The sequence below is a fragment of the Pseudomonas sp. MPDS genome (genome assembly GCF_013283895.1).
Taxonomy (GTDB): Bacteria; Pseudomonadota; Gammaproteobacteria; order Pseudomonadales; family Pseudomonadaceae; genus Aquipseudomonas; species Aquipseudomonas rhizophila.
In genome coordinates, this window is record NZ_CP054128.1 from 5198207 (window position 1) to 5217694 (window position 19488).

The 19488-nt window shown below is 61.6% G+C and carries 16 protein-coding genes; 2 read left to right on the top strand and 14 right to left on the bottom strand.

Going from position 1 to position 19488, the window contains the following annotated elements; all coding sequences use genetic code 11:
* Positions 1 to 123: 123 nt before the first annotated feature.
* From HQ912_RS23095 to HQ912_RS23155, 13 genes are all read right to left on the bottom strand, one after another.
* Positions 124 to 1401 carry a flavohemoglobin expression-modulating QEGLA motif protein gene (locus HQ912_RS23095; RefSeq protein ID WP_047227529.1) on the bottom strand — a complete coding sequence of 426 codons (1278 nt, stop codon included), beginning with the start codon at positions 1399 to 1401 and terminating at the stop codon, positions 124 to 126.
* 36 nt (positions 1402 to 1437) lie between these two features.
* Positions 1438 to 1992, bottom strand: coding sequence for a hypothetical protein (locus HQ912_RS23100; protein ID WP_076386205.1), 555 nt, complete (start codon positions 1990 to 1992; stop codon positions 1438 to 1440).
* 155 nt (positions 1993 to 2147) lie between these two features.
* Positions 2148 to 2864 (bottom strand): TetR/AcrR family transcriptional regulator, encoded by a 717-nt coding sequence (locus tag HQ912_RS23105; protein WP_047227527.1) that lies wholly within the window; start codon positions 2862 to 2864, stop codon positions 2148 to 2150.
* A 102-nt stretch (positions 2865 to 2966) separates the two neighbouring features.
* A complete protein-coding gene (gene lysS, locus HQ912_RS23110) occupies positions 2967 to 4469 on the bottom strand; it encodes a lysine--tRNA ligase (RefSeq protein WP_047227526.1) in 1503 nt (500 codons plus the stop codon).
* Positions 4470 to 4578: 109 nt separating this feature from the next.
* Positions 4579 to 5674, bottom strand: a protein-coding gene (prfB, locus tag HQ912_RS23115) for a peptide chain release factor 2 (protein ID WP_107321555.1) whose coding sequence is annotated in 2 segments (ribosomal slippage) — positions 4579 to 5601 and positions 5603 to 5674 — 1095 coding nt in all. Because the reading frame shifts where the segments join, the coding sequence is not laid out codon by codon here.
* A gap of 256 nt (positions 5675 to 5930) precedes the next feature.
* Entirely contained in the window at positions 5931 to 6932 is a 1002-nt protein-coding gene (locus tag HQ912_RS23120; protein ID WP_047227524.1) for a diguanylate cyclase domain-containing protein, read from the bottom strand.
* Between the two features lie 46 nt (positions 6933 to 6978).
* Positions 6979 to 7989 (bottom strand): chemotaxis response regulator protein-glutamate methylesterase, encoded by a 1011-nt coding sequence (locus HQ912_RS23125; RefSeq protein WP_173407350.1) that lies wholly within the window; start codon positions 7987 to 7989, stop codon positions 6979 to 6981.
* Positions 7986 to 10247, bottom strand: a complete 2262-nt coding sequence (locus HQ912_RS23130; RefSeq protein WP_173407351.1) for a hybrid sensor histidine kinase/response regulator — start codon at positions 10245 to 10247, stop codon at positions 7986 to 7988. The genes HQ912_RS23125 and HQ912_RS23130 overlap by 4 nt, the downstream gene beginning before the upstream one ends.
* Entirely contained in the window at positions 10244 to 10915 is a 672-nt protein-coding gene (locus tag HQ912_RS23135) for a chemotaxis protein CheW (RefSeq protein WP_047227521.1), read from the bottom strand. The genes HQ912_RS23130 and HQ912_RS23135 overlap by 4 nt, the downstream gene beginning before the upstream one ends.
* Positions 10912 to 12177: a CheR family methyltransferase gene (locus HQ912_RS23140; protein ID WP_173407352.1), complete on the bottom strand. Its 1266-nt coding sequence runs from the start codon at positions 12175 to 12177 to the stop codon at positions 10912 to 10914. The genes HQ912_RS23135 and HQ912_RS23140 overlap by 4 nt, the downstream gene beginning before the upstream one ends.
* Complete coding sequence (locus tag HQ912_RS23145; protein WP_076386210.1) at positions 12174 to 12710, bottom strand: chemotaxis protein CheW; 537 nt, start codon at positions 12708 to 12710, stop codon at positions 12174 to 12176. Before HQ912_RS23145 ends, HQ912_RS23140 begins: the two co-directional genes overlap by 4 nt.
* Complete coding sequence (locus HQ912_RS23150) at positions 12710 to 14332, bottom strand: methyl-accepting chemotaxis protein (protein ID WP_076386211.1); 1623 nt, start codon at positions 14330 to 14332, stop codon at positions 12710 to 12712. Before HQ912_RS23150 ends, HQ912_RS23145 begins: the two co-directional genes overlap by 1 nt.
* A 271-nt stretch (positions 14333 to 14603) precedes the next feature.
* Positions 14604 to 15317 (bottom strand): tellurite resistance TerB family protein, encoded by a 714-nt coding sequence (locus HQ912_RS23155; protein ID WP_160891624.1) that lies wholly within the window; start codon positions 15315 to 15317, stop codon positions 14604 to 14606.
* 196 nt (positions 15318 to 15513) lie between these two features.
* Between HQ912_RS23155 and HQ912_RS23160 the strand changes: the two genes are divergently transcribed.
* Complete coding sequence (locus tag HQ912_RS23160) at positions 15514 to 16938, top strand: gamma-aminobutyraldehyde dehydrogenase (RefSeq protein WP_173407353.1); 1425 nt, start codon at positions 15514 to 15516, stop codon at positions 16936 to 16938.
* A 267-nt stretch (positions 16939 to 17205) separates the two neighbouring features.
* Here the strand turns inward: HQ912_RS23160 and HQ912_RS23165 are convergent, their stop codons facing one another.
* On the bottom strand, positions 17206 to 17391 hold the full coding sequence (locus tag HQ912_RS23165) for a hypothetical protein (RefSeq protein WP_047227515.1): 186 nt from the start codon (positions 17389 to 17391) through the stop codon (positions 17206 to 17208).
* Between the two features lie 364 nt (positions 17392 to 17755).
* Between HQ912_RS23165 and HQ912_RS23170 the strand changes: the two genes are divergently transcribed.
* The gene (locus tag HQ912_RS23170) at positions 17756 to 19381 is read left to right on the top strand and encodes a glucan biosynthesis protein D (RefSeq protein ID WP_047227514.1); all 1626 of its coding nucleotides are present in this window, start codon (positions 17756 to 17758) and stop codon (positions 19379 to 19381) included.
* The last annotated feature ends 107 nt before the right edge of the window (positions 19382 to 19488 follow it).

Here is a 19488-nt window from a genome sequence, read left to right on the forward strand (position 1 = left end):
TGAAACACCGTCCCCTGTGGGAGCGAGCCTGCTCGCGATTGCGGTAGAACGGTCAACATCAATGTTGACTGGAACATCGCAATCGCGAGCAGGCTCGCTCCCACATTTTCAACCACATTGTATTCAGAGGATATTGGAATAATCCGCTTCGATCCGGTCCAGGCTCAGGTGGTTGAGGAAGTTGGAGAAACACATCCAGGCCGACAGCGCGTTCATGTCGCGGAACTGTTCCGGCAGGTATTTGGGCGGCACGACCAGGCCTTCGTCCACGAGTTGGCGCATCGTGCGCATGTCTTCAAGGGTGGTTTTACCGCAGAACAACAGCGGCACCTGCTCCAGCTTGCCTTTGCGTACGGCCAGCTGAATGTAGTTGTAAACCATGATGAAGCCCTTGAGGTAGGACAAGTCTTTGGTGAATGGCAGACCGGTTGGCACCGAACCACGGAAAACCCGGCTGGCGTTGCCGTAGCTTTCGCCCATCTCAAAGCCCTGCTCACGGAAGAACTCGTATATCTGCAGAAAGTCCGCCCCCTCCTCCACCATGTGAATGGCCCGGGTGCGATTGGTCAGCTTGCGCAGACGACTTGGGTAAGAGGCGAAGGTGATGATCTCCATCAGGATCGCCAGGCCTTCCTGGGTCACCGTGGACGAGGGTGGCCCCTTGGACAGGAAGGTGCAGATCGGCTGATTCAGGCCATTGAGGGTGGTGCCGACGTGCACCAGACCTTCATGGACTTCCAGGGCCCGAACGTCACGGTCGTTGAACATCGCATCGGTGCGAATCTTGATGTAATCGGCGCCAGCCGCCGCATCGGCCACGATCCCGTCGGACTCGAACACCCGGATGGTTTCCTCGGCCTCACCAAAAACCCGGTTGAGCCGATGCTGCAGCAGGCTGACAGCGTCCTGGGCGGTCAAAATCTTCGGCTCGTCCTTCAGGTCGCCACGGCCATCAATGTTGTTCAGGTAATCGGACAGCATCAAGCCCAGGTCAGCCAGGGTCGGGTCGCCGGCATGGAACGCATCGGAGGCGGCGCCGTACAACTCCTGGGAGATCAGCCCGAAATCCTCGGTGCCGCGTGCTTCGAGCATGCGCACCACCATGCGGTATTCCTTGCACATGCGACGCATGATCTGGCCGACCGGGTTGAACTGCCCGAGCTGACGGGTGATGTCACGTTCGATGTTCTGGAATTCGAGCTTCACTTTGCTGGAATCGAACGACAGGGGCCGGTTGAGGTAATAGTCGCGGTCCACGGCGGGCATTTCCTTGCCCTTGGCCTTGAGGAAACCCTTGCGGATGCTTTCGTCCCACTTTACTGCGTCGAGAATGCGAATCGGCGTTTGCGCCAGCACAATGCGATCGGACAAGGTGCGTATCGTCTGCTGGTAATCGTCCACCCGGAACTCCTGTGAAAAAACGTCCGCTTGTTGCAATTATTGGGATTTGACCAGCCGCTGGTAGCGCACGGCCTCCGAGAACACATCGGAGTTGGCCGGGTCGTCGAGGTAACGGAAAACCGTCCCCATGTCGCTGTCCACCAGCACGCCGTCACCTTCTTCGCTCTGGTTCGGCTGGCCACTGAGGATCTTCTGGCTGATGGCCTGGTTGATCTGATCCATATCCAGGTTGTAGATCACCAGTTCCTGCTTGTCGGTCAGTTCAAAACCGGCGATCACGAAATGCCCTCCAAAGCGGGCCGGCACCTTGGCCGACAGATACCAGCGGCTGCCGTGACGGGAGACGGTCACCGGGATGGCTTCGCGCTCCAGAGGCCTGGCCCTGAAGTAGGTGACGGCTTGATAACGGCGCGGGCCCACTTCGACCAACTCCAGATTGAGCGGCTCGCCCCAGGCGTTGGTACTGGTCCAGTGGCCGACCAGCCCTTGGGGCGCGGCTTCGCTGTCGGGCAACGGCGCCTTGAAGGACACCAGGCAGCCACTGAGCAGCAGCAACGACACGGCCATTACAACGGCACGCCAGGCTTTCATTTGAACTCCCTATGGTAGGCGCCTTGTCCTTACATGCGGGGCAGGTGTGTGGGAGCAAAGCTTGCTCGCGATGAAGGCACTTCGATCTATCGAGAGACCGCGTTATCGTTCATCGCGAGCAAGCTTTGCTCCCACATAGCCTACGCCCACAAGGGTTATACCGACGCCAATACCAGATGCATGTAGCGGGTCAGGATGCCGAGCATTTCTTCTGCCGCTACCGGCTCGGCGCCATTGAGCAAGCCTTGATATTCCATCCGTCCGATAATCGCCGTCAACACTTTGGCATCCTGCTGGGGTTCACGCGAGCCCAAAACCTGGAAAAACTGACAAGTGCCGTGCAACAGGATCTGCTGGTGAGAGCGCACCAGCTCCGCCAGGCGCGGGTTGAGCAGCGCTTCCTGACGAAAAGCCTGTTCCGCCATCAGGTATTCGCGCCGGCTGTGCAATTGATGCTGCACGTAGTCGGCGGTCATCCGGGCGATGTCGTCCGCCAGCTGCGAGCGGGATTCGGCGCTGCCGTCTCCGTAGGCAACCATCTCCCGCAGCAGGCCTTCATTGTTGGTCCACAACTTGGCCATGAACGCCGCGCTGCGCTCCACGTACTGGGCGAAGGTATCGGTCAACAGGTCATCGATGTCCTTGAAATAATAAGTCGTGGCCGACAGCGGCACACCCGCTTCGGCGGCCACGGCGCGGTGGCGTACCGCCCGCACACCATCACGCACCACAATGCGCATGGCCGCATCGAGAATCTCCTGGCGACGCTGTTCACTGCCCTGCCGGCTGGCCTTGCGACCCTGGTACTGAACACTTTCAGCGACAGCAGTGGCGACGCCCGCCGCACCTTCTGGAGCCATTACACGATTCACGACAGGTCTTTCCTCGCTATTTCAAAATTAACCAATTGATACGTTTGTACCAGACAGGCAATAAAAAGCCGCCTGTTCGAGGCGGCTTTTTAATTGAAACACTTACGCTTGGGGCCGCATGTGCGGGAAAAGAATGACATCCCGGATCGACGGTGAGTTGGTCAGCAACATCACCAGGCGATCGATGCCGATGCCTTCGCCGGCCGTCGGCGGCATGCCGTACTCAAGGGCGCGAACGAAGTCGGCATCGTAGTGCATGGCCTCGTCGTCGCCGGCGTCCTTGTCGGCCACCTGGGCCATGAAACGCTCTGCCTGATCTTCTGCGTCGTTGAGCTCGGAGTAGGCGTTGGCGATTTCGCGACCACCAATGAACAGCTCGAAACGGTCGGTCACGCTTGGGTTCTCGTCATTGCGACGGGCCAGCGGCGACACTTCGAACGGGTACTGGGTGATGAAATGCGGCTGCTCCAGCTTGTGCTCGACCAACTCTTCGAAAATCATCACTTGCAGCTTGCCCAGACCCTCGAAGCCGAGCACCTTGGCGCCGGCCTTCTTGGCGATGGCGCGGGCCTTTTCGATGTCCTGCAGGTCGGCCGCGGTGATGTCCGGGTTGTACTTGAGGATCGAGTCGAACACCGACAGGCGCACGAACGGTTCGCCGAAATGGAACACCTTGTCGCCGTACGGCACGTCGGTGGTCCCGAGCACCAGCTGCGCCAGTTCGCGGAACAGCTCCTCGGTCAGGTCCATGTTGTCTTCGTAGTCGGCGTAGGCCTGGTAGAACTCGAGCATGGTGAACTCGGGGTTGTGCCGGGTCGAAACGCCTTCGTTACGGAAGTTGCGGTTGATCTCGAAGACTTTCTCGAAGCCACCCACCACCAGGCGCTTGAGGTACAGCTCCGGCGCGATACGCAGGAACATTTCCATGTCCAGAGCGTTGTGGTGGGTTTCGAACGGCTTGGCCGCCGCACCGCCGGGGATGGTCTGCAGCATCGGCGTTTCGACTTCAAGGAAGTCACGCTTCATCAGGAAGCTGCGGATGTGGGCGATGACCTGCGAGCGCACGCGGAAGGTCTGGCGCACGTCTTCGTTGACGATCAGGTCGACGTAACGCTGACGATAGCGTTGCTCAGTGTCGGTCAGGCCGTGGTGCTTGTCCGGCAGTGGGCGCAGGGACTTGGTCAGCAGGCGCACGCTGGTCATTTCGACGTACAGGTCGCCCTTGCCGGAACGGGCCAGGGTGCCTTCGGCGGCAATGATGTCGCCCAGGTCCCAGGTCTTGACGGCGGCCAGGGTTTCTTCCGGCAGCGTCTTGCGGTTGACGTAGACCTGGATGCGCCCGGTCATGTCCTGGATCACCATGAACGAACCACGGTTGAGCATGATACGACCGGCCACCTTGACTGGAATCGCCGCCTCGGCCAGCTCTTCCTTGGTCTTGTCCGCATACTGCTTCTGCAAGACGTCGCAGTAGGCGTCGCGGCGGAAGTCGTTGGGGAAGGCCTGGCCCTTGGCGCGCTCGGCAGCAAGCTTTTCCTTGCGCAGGGCGATCAGGGAGTTTTCTTCCTGTTGCAGGGCTTGCGGGTCGAGTTCTAGGTCGCTCATGTCTTTAAAGATTCCATCACAGGTTCGTTGCCCCCGGCCCCGGGCCGGAGTTTGCGGCCAGGCCTCGCTCCTGGGTGGAAGCGCGCCTGCCCGCCGCATGGGTGTCGCGTTACAGCCCTTGTTTGAGGCTGGCGATCAGGTATTCGTCGATGTCGCCATCGAGCACCTTGTCACAGTCGCTGCGTTCGATGCTGGTGCGCAGGTCCTTGATGCGCGAGGCGTCAAGTACATACGAACGGATCTGGTGACCCCAGCCGATGTCCGACTTGGTGTCTTCCAGGGCCTGGGACGCCGCGTTGCGCTTCTGCACTTCCTGCTCGTACAAACGGGCCCGCAGCATTTTCATCGCGGTGTCTTTGTTCGCGTGCTGGGAGCGTTCGTTCTGGCAACTGACCACGGTGTTGGTCGGTACGTGGGTAATCCGTACGGCCGAGTCGGTGGTGTTAACGTGCTGGCCACCGGCCCCGGAGGAACGGTAGGTGTCGATGCGCAGGTCCGACGGGTTGATGTCGATTTCGATGTTGTCATCGATTTCCGGCGAAACGAACACCGCCGAGAACGACGTGTGACGACGGTTACCGGAGTCGAACGGACTTTTGCGCACCAGGCGATGCACGCCGATCTCGGTGCGCAGCCAGCCAAAGGCGTATTCGCCCTTGATGTGCACGGTGGCACCCTTGATTCCGGCGACTTCACCGGCCGACAGTTCCATGATGGTCGCGTCGAAGCCGCGTTTGTCGGCCCAGCGCAGGTACATGCGCAGCAGGATGTTGGCCCAGTCCTGGGCTTCGGTGCCGCCGGAACCGGCCTGGATGTCCAGGTAGGCGTTGTTGGCATCCATCTCGCCACTGAACATGCGCCGGAATTCCAGCTTGGCCAACGCCTCCTCGAGGCGTGTCAGCTCGGCGACGACATCGCCGACGGCACCTTCATCGTTTTCTTCGACAGCCATGTCCAACAGGTCGCGGCAGTCGGCCAGGCCGCTGGACATTTCATCCAGGGTCTCGACGATCTGCGCCAGCGCAGCGCGCTCGCGGCCCAGTTCCTGGGCGTACGACGGGTTGTTCCAGACATTCGGATCTTCAAGCTCGCGATTGACTTCGGTCAGACGCTCATGCTTTTGATCGTAGTCAAAGATACCCCCGAATAGTTTCGGAGCGCTCGGACAGGTCCTTGATGGTGTTCAGGATCGGGTTGATTTCCATGGCGGGCAGCACTCGTTGGCGAACTTTTGAAAGCCGGCGAGTATAACGTAATCAAGCGCCAGCGGCAGCCCGCCTGGCGGCTTTAGGGACACCAATTCTTGTGGCGAGGGAGCTTGCTCCCGCTGGGCTGCGCAGCAGCCCTAAAAAAACACAGCTCAGTCAACTGACTCACCGAGTTATCTGGTTTAGGGGCCGCTACGCGCCCCAGCGGGAGCAAGCTCCCTCGCCACAAGAACTCTCCAGCCGGCCGGACGCACTACTCGATACCCACCCGATTACGCCCATTGTGCTTGGCCGTGTACAGCCCTTTGTCCGCCGCCGAAATCAGCTGGCGGCAATCGCCACCTTGCTGTGGCGTGAAGGTCGAGACGCCAACGCTGACAGTCAGGTTCGCCCCCTCATGAGGCGTGATGTGGGGGATGTTCAGGGCAACGACGCTCTGGCGCAGCTTTTCGGCCATCAACCGCGCGCCGCCAGCCGAGGTGCTGGGCAAGACCAGGGCGAACTCCTCGCCGCCGTAACGGGCCGGCAGGTCGGACGGACGACTGCACGCATCACGGATCGCCGTGGCGACCTTGCGCAGGGCTTCGTCCCCCTCCAGGTGGCCGAAATTGTCGTTGAAGGACTTGAAGTAATCCACGTCGATCATCAACAGCGAGAGCTGGGACTGGTCCCGCAGCGCCCTTCTCCACTCCAGCTCCAGGTATTCATCGAAGTGCCGGCGGTTGGACAGCCCGGTCAGACCGTCGGAATTCATCAGCCGTTGCAGCACCAGATTGGTGTCGAGCAGTTGCTGCTGGCTGACCCGCAGGGCGCGATAGGCCGCATCGCGTTGCAGCAGCATCATGTAGGACCGCGAGTGGTAGCGAATGCGCGCCACCAGTTCGATGTTGTCCGGCAACTTGACCAGGTAATCGTTGGCCCCGGCGGCGAACGCCGCGCTTTTGACCAGCGGGTCCTCCTTGGTGGACAGGACAATGATCGGAATATCCCGGGTCGCCGGATGGTTACGGTATTCGCGCACCAGGCTCAAGCCATCAAGACCGGGCATCACCAGGTCCTGGAGGATCACCGTTGGCTTGATGCGGACCGCATGGGCGATGGCCTGGTGTGGGTCGGCGCAGAAGTGAACGTCGATGTTCTCTTCATTGGCCAGCCCGCGCCGCACCGCCTCGCCGATCATCGCCTGGTCGTCGACGAGCAAGACCATGGCCGCGTTCTCGTCACGCTTGAAATCGTCGAGCTGTAAATCACTCATGGGAACTCACCTGAATACGGCTGGTGGACAAGGCTGCCGGGGTTCTTCATTGGGTAAAAATCTCCACTAACCGTGGCGCTATGTGGTCCAGCGCTAGAATCTGCGCAGCCGCGTCGATGGCCGCGGCCGCTTTGGGCATGCCGTACACCGCGCTGCTCTGCTGGTCCTGGGCGATGGTCATATAGCCCTGCTGGCGCATGAGTTTAAGCCCTTGGGCACCGTCGCGGCCCATGCCAGTGAGCAAAACGCCCACCGCGTCACCGCTCCAGAAGTGGGCGACGCTCTCGAAAAACACGTCGATGGACGGCCGGTAGATCTCGTTGACCGGCTCGGCGGTGTAGGCCAGGGTGCCATTTTTCAATAGGCGCAGATGGTGGTTGGTGCCGGCCAGCAGCACCGTACCGCTTTGCGGCGGCTCGCCGTGCCGGGCCAGGCGCACCTGGTGGCCTGACGCACTGCTCAGCCATTGGGCCATGCCCGCAGCAAACACCTCGTCCACATGCTGGACCAGCACAATGGCCGGGGCGAAATGTCGGGGCAGGCCCTTGAGCAGGATCTCCAGCGCGGCCGGCCCACCCGCCGACGACCCGATGGCAACCAGGCTATTGCGTGACACCGACATCCGCTGCGCAGCCGGCGCAGCGCGCTCACGGTGATTGCGCTCACCGATCAGCCAACCGATGTTGGTGATCTTGCGCAGCAGCGGTGCCGCCGCATCCGCGGGGTTGCCCACCCCCAAGGTAGGGGTATCAACCACATCCAGCGCGCCATGCCCCATGGCTTCGAACACCCGGTGAACGTTCTGCTGGCTGTCACCGGTGACAATCACAATGGCGCACGGGGTTTCGGCCATGATCCGCCGGGTCGCCTCCACGCCATCCATGATGGGCATGAGCAGGTCCATCAGAATCAGGTCCGGGGTGTATTCGGCGCAACGCTGAACCGCCTCGGCACCGTTGGCGGCCACCCAGACCAACTGGTGCGCCGGCTCGAAAGCCAGGGCACGGCGCAGGGCTTCGACCGCCAGGGGCATGTCATTGACGATGGCGATCTTCAAGCGCGTGCTCCTCCGATCAATTCGACGACGGCATCGAGCAAGGCGTCGTCATGGAAACTGGCCTTGGCTAGATAATAGTCAGCGCCGGCATCCAGGCCACGGCGACGATCTTCTTCACGATCCTTGTAAGACACCACCATCACCGGCAGCGACTGCAGACCGTTATCGCGCCGCAACAGCGACACCAGCTCGATGCCGTCCATGCGCGGCATGTCGATGTCGGTGATCAGCAGGTCGAAATCCTCCGCTCGCAGCGCGTTCCAGCCGTCCATACCGTCCACGGCCACCGCCACGTCATAACCACGATTGAGCAACAGCTTGCGTTGCAGCTCGCGCACGGTCAGGGAGTCGTCCACCACCAGGATCCGCTTGCGCGGTGTCTGCGTCTGGTTCTGGCGAGCGATGCGTTCCAGGCGCCCGGTGTCGAGCAACTTGTCCACCGAGCGCAGCAGGTCTTCGACATCGACGATCAGCACCACCGAACCATCGTCCAGCAAAGCCCCGGCGGAGATGTCCTGGATCTTGCCCAGGCGTTCGTCCAGGGGCAGGACCACCAGCGTGCGCTCGCCGATGAACCGTTCGACCGCCACGCCGTAGATGGCCTCGCGCTCACGGATCACCACGACCTTGAGCGCCTGGCTGCTGCTCTGCGATGCCGGACGATTGAGCAACTGACTGGCGGCGACCAGCCCGACATGCCGCCTTTCGTGCCAGAAGTGCTGGCGCCCTTCGACCTGCACAATGTCCTCAGGAGCGAGGTCGCACATGCGCTCGATGTGAGCCAGGGGAAAGGCGTAGGCTTCACCGCCGACTTCCACCACCAGGCTGCGCACCACTGAGAGCGTCAGCGGCACCTCAAGATGGAAGCGGCTGCCCTCGCCCGCTGTCTGCTCCAGCACCACCGCGCCGCGCAACTGCCGGACCATATGCTGGACGGCGTCCAGGCCGACGCCGCGCCCGGACACCTCAGTGACGGTGTCGCGCAGGCTGAAGCCGGGCAGGAACAGGAACGTCAGCAGTTCCTCTTCGCTCAAATTGGCTGCGGTCTGCTCAGGGGAAAGCCCTCGTTCGACGACGCTGCGCCGCACCCGCTCCAGGTCCACACCGGCGCCGTCGTCCGCCAGTTCCAGCACCAGCAGGCCAGCCTGATGGGAGGCGCGCAAGCGGATCAGGCCTTCGGCGGGCTTGCCGGCCAGCACCCGTTGCTCCGGAGATTCGATGCCATGGTCCACGGCGTTGCGCAGCAGATGGGTCAGCGGCGCTTCGAGTCTTTCCAGCACGTCGCGGTCGACCTGGGTTTTATCGCCCTCAATCTCCAGGCGCACCTGCTTGCCCAGGCTGCGCCCCAGGTCACGGACCATCCGGGCCTGGCCGGATAGCACATCGGCAAACGGTCGCATGCGACAGGCCAGCGCCGTGTCGTACAACACCTGTGCTCGCTGACCCGCCTGCCAGGCGAACTCGTCCATCTCCGCGGTTTTCTGCGCCAACAGTTGCTGGGTTTCGGCCAGCAAACGGCGGGCGTCGTTGAGCGCTTCCTCGGCCTGCAAGCTCAACGCGTGTTCCTTGAGGTGCACATTCAGCTCTTCCAAGGCCCGCAAGCCGTTGCTCTGCTGGCGCTTGAGCCGTTGCATCGTCGCCAGCCAGGGCTTGAGGCGCTGGGTTTCCACCAAGGATTTACTGGACAGGTCCAACAGGCTATTGAGGCGCTCGGCGGTGACCCGCAAGACCCGCTCGCCCCCTTCGGTGACCCGCTTACCCTTGGGCAGCGGTTCCGTTGCCGCGAGCGGTTCTGCCTCGGCCGGCTCAACGCGAAAAGCCTCCGCTTGCATCTCGATTCGCGGCGACACGACAGGCGTCTGCGCAGCGGCAGGATCGAGCAGTTGCCCCATCAACGCCACATACGCATCGACGTCCTGGGCTCCGACGCTGTTGCCTGGCGTGGCAATTCGCGTCAACAGGTCGGTGCCTTGCAGCAAGGCGTCGATGTGCTCGGCGCGCAGGACCAGGCGGCGCTCCTGGGCGCTGACCAGGCAATCCTCCATGACATGGGCCACGCTGACCCCGGCGTTCACTCCAACGATCCGCGCCGCGCCCTTGAGGGAATGGGCCGCGCGCATGCACGATTCAAGATAATCGGCCTGGGTCGGGTCGCGTTCCAGGGCCAGCAGGCCGGCGCTGAGCACCTGAGTCTGGGCTTCGGCTTCCAGGCTGAACAACTCCAGCAACGAGGCGTCACGCATTTGATCAGGGGTCATGACAGGCTCCGGGTCATGGCGGACAACAACTGTTCTTCGTCCAGCCAGCGCAGGCTGCGGCCCTTGAACTTCAATACGCCACGGGTGTACTTGGCCGCCGATTGCGAGGCCGCGCCCAGGACGCGTTCATCGATGGCGTGAATGCCGTCCACCTCGTCCACCGGCACCACCACCGGACCGCCCTGGGCCGCGACGATCAACATGCGCGGCATGACCCGCGCGCCGGCCACCACTGCCCCGCCGGGTTCCAGGTCCAACAGTTCCACCAGCGACAGGCAGGCCACCAAGGCCCCGCGCACATTCGCCACGCCCAACAAGGCCCGCGAGCGCTGGTGGGGCAGCGAGTGAATCGGCTGCAACGGCGCCACTTCCACCAGACTGCGGGTGGTCAGGCCCAGCCACTCTTCGCCCAGTCGGAACATCAACAGCGATCGTGTGACGATATCGGTGTCCAGCGGCGCGTGGGCCAAGTCCCGGTCGTCGTGCTGCAAGGTGTAGCGATCGAGCAAACGGGTGGCAGCCGCCGAATACACCGCGCAGTTGCGGCAGTGAATATGCTCGGCCAGCAACGGACAGGATTTATCGCCATGCACCCCGATGCGATTCCAGCAATCGTCGATGGCCTGGGCATCGTCATGGGTCAGGTTGTCATTAGCCGAACCACTCATTGTTTACGCTCACTGTCAGCCATGCGCCCGCTGCGAGCGGCGCGGTCCTGCAATCGACGGGCACCGGCCGCGTCTCCCTGGGAAGCCAGCAACGCCGCCAGATGCACCAGGGCCTCGGCGTGTTGCGGTTCAAGATAGAGCGCCTTGCGATAAAAACCCTGGGCCTCAAGCGCGCTACCGGCCATGTCACTGAGCAGCCCCAGCCAGTAGAACACTTGGGCCGCCGGCGCATGATTGCGCAGGTACTGCTGGCAGGCCGCACGGGCTTCGGCGCTTTTGCCAGCATTGGCCAGCGCCGCGATATAGGCCAGTAAGGTAGTGGCGTCGCTGTTTTTCGGCTCAGTGATCGGAGCCACGCTTGCTGCGAACGGCCGGGGCCGGACCACCGGTGGAATGACTCGAGGCGCGACCTGGCCAAGCGGCAGCGGAGTCGACATCAACGCGGGCACTGGCTGTGGCTGCGGGGCACCTTGGCGACTGAAAGCGAACGACTGGGCAATCCCGATTGAACGCATGCCCAACCGCCCCAGCAAACTGCCCTCGGCGGGGCCGATAAACAGCACGCCGTCCTGGTGGGTCAGGCGCTTGAGCACCTCGAACACCTGCTGCTGGGTCGGCTGCTCGAAATAGATCAGCAGATTGCGGCAGAACACAAAATCGTAAGGGGCCTCGTTCACCAGCAAGGTCGGATCCAGCAGGTTGCCCACTTGCAGACGCACCTGTTCACTCACCCGCTCGCTGAGGCGATACCCCTCTGCCTCGGCGCTGAAATATCGCTCGCGAAAGCCGAGGTCGGCGCCACGGAACGAGTTCCTGCCGTAAAGCGCTTGCCTGGCACGTTCTATCGACAGCGGACTGACGTCCAGCGCGTCCACCTTGAACTGATGCGGTCCCAGGCCCGCGTCGAGCAACGCCATGGCAATGGAGTAAGGCTCTTCGCCAGTGGAGCAGGGCAAGCTGAGGATGCGCAGCGCACGCAGGTGCTTGATCTCGGCCAGACGCTTGATGGCCAGCCTGGCGAGGGTGGCGAAGGACTCGGGATAACGGAAGAACCAGGTCTCCGGGACAATCACCGCTTCGATCAGCGCCTGTTGCTCCTGGGCAGAATGTTGCAGGCATTGCCAGTACTCATCTGCCGCACGCCCAGGCACGGCAATGATGCGCTGGCGCACGGCCCGCTCGATGATGGCGGTGCCGACGGAGGTGACATCCAGGCCGATGCGCACCTTGAGAAAATCGAAAAACCGCTGGTCGCTGTTCATGCCCGTCCCTCGAGGTCATCGAAGTTCAAGGGCGGCGTGGGAAACAGCACGGCACGGACCGACTCGTCGAGCAGGTCATTGACCCGCACCCATTGCAACAGGCCTTGCGCGTCTTCGCGCACCGGGCCCAGGTACGGCGCCTGTGGGTTATCCAAGCCATAAGGTCGGAAATCCGCCGGATCGCAACGCAAGGTGTCGGTGGCCTGTTCCAGAATCAGCCCCAGAACCTGCCCCGCCTGCTGCGCGTCGGGTCGGTAATGCACCAGCACCAGTCTCGTACTGGTACGCGTCTGGGCGCTCTGACCGAAGGTCAGCGTGCACAGATCGATCACGGGCACCACCGCGCCGCGCCAGGCAAACACGCCCGCCACCCAGGACGGGGCCTGGGCAATCGGTTTGAGGGGCAAGCGCGGCAGCACTTCCACCACATCGATGGCTTGCAGGGCGTAGCGTTCGTTGCCGATGCAAAACACCAGGAACAACGACTGACGGGCCGCCGACACGGCGCCACGTCTGGCCTCGAACTCGCTCATCAGACTTTGAAACGCGAGACGCCGCTGCGCAGCCCCACGGCCACCTGGCTCAGTTCATCGATGGCAGAACTGGCCTGGCGCAGGGACTCCACCGTCTGACTGCTGGCATCGCCCAATTGCACCAGGGCATGGTTGATCTGCTCGGCGCCGGTGGCCTGGGCCTGCATACCTTCGTTGACCATCAACACCCGCGGCGCCAGCGCCTGTACCTGATGGATGATCTGCGACAGTTGCTCGCCGACCTGCTGCACCTCGGCCATGCCACGGCGCACTTCTTCGGAGAACTTGTCCATGCCCATCACTCCAGCGGATACGGCGGACTGGATCTCGCGCACCATCTGCTCGATGTCGTAGGTCGCCACGGCTGTCTGATCCGCCAGGCGCCGAACCTCAGTGGCGACCACGGCAAAACCGCGGCCATACTCTCCCGCCTTCTCGGCCTCGATGGCGGCATTGAGGGACAACAGGTTGGTCTGGTCGGCCACCTTGACGATGGTCACCACCACCTGGTTGATGTTGCCGGCCTTCTCGTTGAGGATCGCCAGCTTCGCGTTCACCAGATCCGCCGCGCCCATCACCGAGTGCATGGTTTCTTCCATGCGTGCCAGGCCTTGCTGGCCGGAACCGGCCGCCACCGAGGCCTGGTCGGCGGCGCTGGAAACTTCGGTCATGGTGCGCACCAGATCCCGGGAGGTGGCGGCAATTTCCCGAGAGGTCGCGCCGATCTCCGTAGTGGTAGCGGCGGTTTCGGTGGCCGTGGCCTGTTGCTCGCGGGAGGTGGCGGCAATCTCGGTGACCGAGGTGGTGACCTGCACCGAAGAGCGCTGGGCCTGGGACACCAGCGATGTCAGCTCGGCCATCATGTCGTTGAAGCCGGTTTCCACCGCACCGAACTCGTCTTTACGCGCAAGGTTCAGGCGCCCGCTCAGGTCGCCGCTGCGCATGATGCCGAGGATTTCCACAATGCGGTTCATCGGCGCCATGATCGCGCGCATCAACAACAGGCCACAGAGCATGGCAATGAGCACCGCCACGAGAAACGACAGCCCCATGGCAACTTCAGCGGCGGTTACCGACTGACTGATGGTCAGGGCGGCTTTTTCCGCCAGCTCCCGGTTGCGTTCGATGATCTGGTTCAAATGCCCGCGACCGTCGAGCCATGCCGGCGTCAGCTCCTTCTCCAGCGCCAGCTGTGCCCCTTCGAAATCCTTGCGTTCATACAGGTCCAGAACCTTCGCCAGGGCCTTGTTGAAGTCCTGATGATTGACCTCGAATTCGTCGAAGGAGACTTGGTCGGCAGGGTCCTGGATCAGCTTTTGATAGTGCTGGATTTCCTCGCGCAGATGCTGCTCGTAGCCCTGGTAGAGGGCCTTGTCCTCGGCAGTGATTTCCCGCTGGCCCGAGAGGCCGACGATCTGCTGGGTCTTGACGTAGCTGTCGACCCAGCCACCGCGAATCATGGAACTGTAATACACCCCCGGCACCGCGTAGACGCGTACTTTTTCTTCGCTGGCCTCGATCCTCAATAACCGCGAATACGTGACGACCACCATCAGCAGCATGATGGCGATGATCACCGCAAAACTCGCCAGGATGCGTTGGCGCAACGTCCAGTTCTTCACAGTACAACCTCGGGCATTTTGAAATGCTGGGGAGTATAGCCGAGGGCGACGTTGCGGCTGTATGGCGGTGAGGAAGGAGTTTGGTGATTCGCTCAGCTGTTCAAACAGCTCAAGCCAGGCATCAATGTGGCAGTCGATGCAAAAGTTCTATGGGAGCGAACCTGCTCGCGATTGCGGTGCATCAGTCAATAATGGTGTCGACTGACATACCGCTATCGCGAGCAGGCTCGCTCCCACAGGGGGTGATATTTACCTTGGGGTCAGGCCTGGCTCAAAGAGCGGCCTGACGTACCTGCTTCTCCAGCTCAGTCTTCAACCCCGGCTCCAGTTTGAGCTGGCGCGCCAGTTCATCGAGGTAGGATTTCTCCATGAAGTTTTCCTCATCCACCAGCATCACACTGGCGATGTACATCTCGGCGGCCATTTCCGGCGTGCTGGCGGCCCGGGCGACATCGGCGGGGTCCAGGGGTTTGTTGAGCTCGGCGTGCAGCCAGTGTTGCAGCTCCTGATCGTTGTCGAGCTTGGTGAACTCGCCTTCGATCAACTGCTTTTCACGCTCGTCGACGTGGCCATCGGCCTTGGCCGCCGCCACCAGGGCCGTGAGGATCGCCTGGCTGTGCTGCTCGACCTGGGCCGGGGGAAGACGATCCAGCGTCTGCGGTTCAGTTTTCGGCGCACTGCCCTGCTGGGCTTGCCAATTGCCATAGGCCTTGTAGGCGATCACGCCCAATGCCGCCAGACCACCATAGGTCAGGGCCTTGCCGCCAAACTGGCGAGCCTTCTTGTTGCCCAGCAACAGGCCCATGGCTCCGGCGGCCAGCGCCCCGCCACCCGCGCCGGAGAGCATCCCGCCCAAATTGCCAGCACCACCGCCGAGCAAACCGCCCAGGCCGCCGGATGACTTGCCTTGGGAGCCGCCAGCCTTGTTCTGCAACATTTCCTGACCGGACTTGAGAAGCTGATCGAGCAATCCACGGGTGTTCATTTGCTGCCTCCACGCATTCGGGTAACCGGATCATTAAGGCAATCAGCCTAGTTCGAAAGTGCCCGAGTCTGTCGGTGAGAGTGCTTCGAGATGTTGCTTGCCAATTTTCCTGTGGCTGCGGCGAACCCGATAAAACGATATAGACTCGAATCAACTGAAAAACCGCAGCAAAAACAGCTTTGACGAGGGCTTGGACATGCAAACCAAACTGCTGATCAATGGTCACCTGGTGAACGGCGACGGGCCCGGCCAGGCCGTGTTCAACCCCGCGCTGGGCCGGGTGCTGGTGGAAATCAACGAAGCCAGCGAAGCTCAGGTCGATGCCGCCGTGCGCGCGGCCGACAGTGCCTTCCAAAGCTGGTCCCAGGTGTCGCCCAAGGACCGCTCCCTGCTCCTGCTCAAGCTGGCCGACACCATCGAAGCCCACGGCGAAGAACTGGCCAGGCTCGAATCGGACAATTGCGGCAAACCTTTGAACGCCGTGCTGAACGACGAGATCCCGGCAATTGCCGACGTGTTCCGTTTCTTTGCCGGCGCCAGCCGTTGCATGAGCGGCTCGGCGGGTGGCGAATACCTGCCGGGGCACACGTCGATGATCCGCCGCGATCCTGTGGGCGTGATCGCCTCCATCGCGCCGTGGAATTACCCGTTGATGATGGTCGCCTGGAAAATCGCCCCAGCCCTGGCCGCCGGTAACACCGTAGTGCTCAAACCCTCGGAGCAGACCCCACTGACGGCGTTGCGCCTGGCGGAACTGGCGTCGGATATCTTCCCAGCAGGCGTGCTCAACGTGCTGTTCGGTCGTGGTCAGACGGTCGGGCAACCGTTGGTCACTCACGCAAAGGTGCGCATGGTTTCGCTGACCGGCTCCATCGCCACAGGCGCGAACATCATTTCCAGCACCGCCGACAGCGTCAAGCGCACCCACATGGAACTGGGCGGCAAGGCCCCGGTGATCATTTTCGACGATGCCGACATTGACGCAGCCGTGGAAGGCATCCGCACCTTCGGTTTCTACAATGCCGGCCAGGACTGCACCGCTGCCTGCCGCATTTACGCCCAACAAGGCATCTACGACAGGTTCGTCGAGAAACTCGGTGCGGCGGTGGCCAGCATCAAATACGGTCTGCAAACCGCCCCGGACACCGAGATGGGTCCGCTGATCACAGCCCAGCACCGCGACCGCGTGGCCGGCTTTGTCGAACGGGCCATCGCCCAGTCGCATATTCGCCTGATTACCGGTGGCAAGGCCGTGGACGGCAACGGATTCTTCTTTGAACCAACGGTATTGGCCGACGCCCAGCAGGACGACGAAATCGTGCGCCGCGAGGTTTTTGGGCCGGTGGTGTCCGTCACACCGTTCATCGACGAAGCGCAGGTGCTGGCCTGGGCCAACGACTCGGACTACGGCCTGGCGTCTTCAGTCTGGACCGCCGACATCGGCCGCGCCCATCGCTTGGCGGCACGCCTGCAATATGGCTGCACCTGGGTGAACACCCACTTCATGCTCGTCAGCGAAATGCCCCATGGCGGTCAGAAACGTTCCGGTTATGGCAAGGACATGTCGATGTATGGACTGGAGGACTACACAGTAGTGCGGCATGTGATGTTCAAGCATTGAACCAAAGAACGACTACCACGGCCGGACGGCAGAGTCTGGTCGTGGCGGTTCAAGTGTCATGACGGCACTACCAACGCCACTGAGGGAAAATAACTTCGGTAGCGTTTGGCATCACGAGTGAGCAAAGGCAGGCCATTCACAGCCGCATGGGCACCGATAAAAAAATCGGCCAGCACGTTATTTTTCCCGCCTCCTACTGGCTGATGTGAAACCAGAAAGATGGATAAAAGCGCAATCCGAGCTCTCTACGAGCAGATCCGCACTCATTCAAAACCTCGAAACACTGCGCATCGCATCCATCAGGCAACGCATGGCGATCCGGTCGTTTTCCGACAGTTCGCGATAGCGTTCCACCAGTCTTAGTTCGTCCATGCTGAGCGGCCGGGTCCGGCGCGCGCTCGTCAAGCATGGAAGGATCCCCAGCAATTGGGTGATGCCCTGTATTTTTGTCATTGAGCCTTGTCCTTCTGTACGTCGAATTGACCGATAGCACCTGCTGAATCCGCGGGTTCAACCTCTATCACGCTAAAGGATAGGGAGGATTCACACCGTGAACAGGGAGTTTTAGAGTAATTAGTCAAAAAATGCAGAGTTACCCGTTAAAAAAGGAAATATCTGTAAGGAAATTTAACTAAACCACGCTTTCCTCTCTCTCCCGTGCCACGTATCCCCTATGATTTTGCGCCTCGGTGAACCGATCCAGCTCTCAGGTATCTGTTCTAACGTCCGTCGCGTTTGGCCAAAGGCATGTCCGAACTTCTTTACCAGTCTCTGTTGCCAGGAAAGGCTCGGGATTGTTTCCAGAAAGGTTGTATTTATGCACCGCAGGAATCTGCTCAAGGCGTCCATGGCTTTCGCTGCCTACACCGGGCTTTCGGCCTCAGGGCTTATGGCCGCACGCGCCTGGGCTGCTGACCGGACCGCCGACGGCGAGGCCCGTCCTTTCGATTTCAATGGGTTGAAAGAACAGGCCCGGGAACTGGCCAAGAGCCGTTACGTCGACACCAAGCAAGTTTTGCCGCCGACACTGGCGATGATGTCCCCGCTGCAATTCAACGCCATCCGCTACGACGCCAACCACTCGCTGTGGAAGGAGCTGGACGGTCAACTGGACGTGCAGTTTTTCCACGTCGGCATGGGCTTCAAGCAACCGGTGCGCATGTACAGTGTCGATGCCAAGACCCGCATGGCCCGTGAAGTGCACTTCCGCCCGGAGTTGTTCAACTATGAGAAAACCACGGTCAACACTTCGCAGTTGACCGGTGACCTGGGCTTCTCAGGGTTCAGGGTGTTCAAGGCGCCGGAGCTGGACCGGCACGATATCGTTTCGTTTCTGGGGGCCAGTTATTTCCGCGCCGTGGACAACACCGGCCAGTACGGATTATCGGCCCGGGGCCTGGCCATCGACACTTACGCCAAGAAGCGTGAGGAATTCCCGGACTTCACCAAGTTCTGGTTCGAAATCCCGGACAAGAACAGTACCCGTTTCGTGGTCTACGCCCTGCTCGACTCGCCCAGCGCCACCGGCGCCTATCGTTTTGACATCGATTGTCAGCCCACCCGCGTCGTGATGGAAATCGATGCGCACATCAATGCCCGTACCGCCATCGAGCAATTGGGCATCGCGCCGATGACCAGCATGTTCAGCTGCGGCACCGTTGAGCGGCGCATGTGCGACACCATCCACCCGCAAATTCACGATTCCGACCGGCTGGCGATGTGGCGCGGCAATGGCGAGTGGGTTTGTCGCCCGCTGAACAACCCCGCCACCCTGCAGTTCAACGCCTTCGCCGACAACAACCCCAAAGGCTTCGGCCTGGTGCAGACCGATCACGACTTCGCCAGCTACCAGGACACCGTGGACTGGTACAGCAAGCGCCCGAGCCTGTGGGTCGAACCGACAACGGCCTGGGGCGAAGGCTCGGTCGATCTGCTGGAAATTCCTACGACCGGTGAAACCCTGGACAACATCGTCGCATTCTGGACGCCGAAGAAGCCGGTCGCTGCCGGTGAATCGCTGAACTACGGCTACAAGCTCTATTGGAGCGCCTTGCCACCGGTGAGCACCGAGCTGGCCCAGGTCAACGCGACCCGTTCAGGCATGGGCGGCTTCATCGAAGGCTGGGCACCGGGCGAGCACTACCCCACCGTCTGGGCCCGACGTTTTGCCGTGGACTTCAACGGCGGCGGCCTCGACCAGCTCCCCCCTGGCACCGGTATCGAACCGGTAGTGACCTGCTCCCACGGCGAGGTGAAGGACTTCAACGTGCTGGTGCTCGATGCGATCAAGGGTTACCGCATCACCTTCGACTGGTACCCGACCGACGACCGCGTGGACCCGGTGGAGATGCGCCTGTTCCTGCGCACCAATGACCGGACCTTGAGCGAGACCTGGCTGTACCAGTACTTCCCGCCGGCGCCGGATAAGCGTAAATACCCTTGATCCTTGCGCGTCAGGGATGACGCCATCGCGAGCAGGCTCGCTCCCACAGGGTGGGGTGTGGATCACAAATTCTGTGAACAACACCAATCCACTGTGGGAGCGAGCCT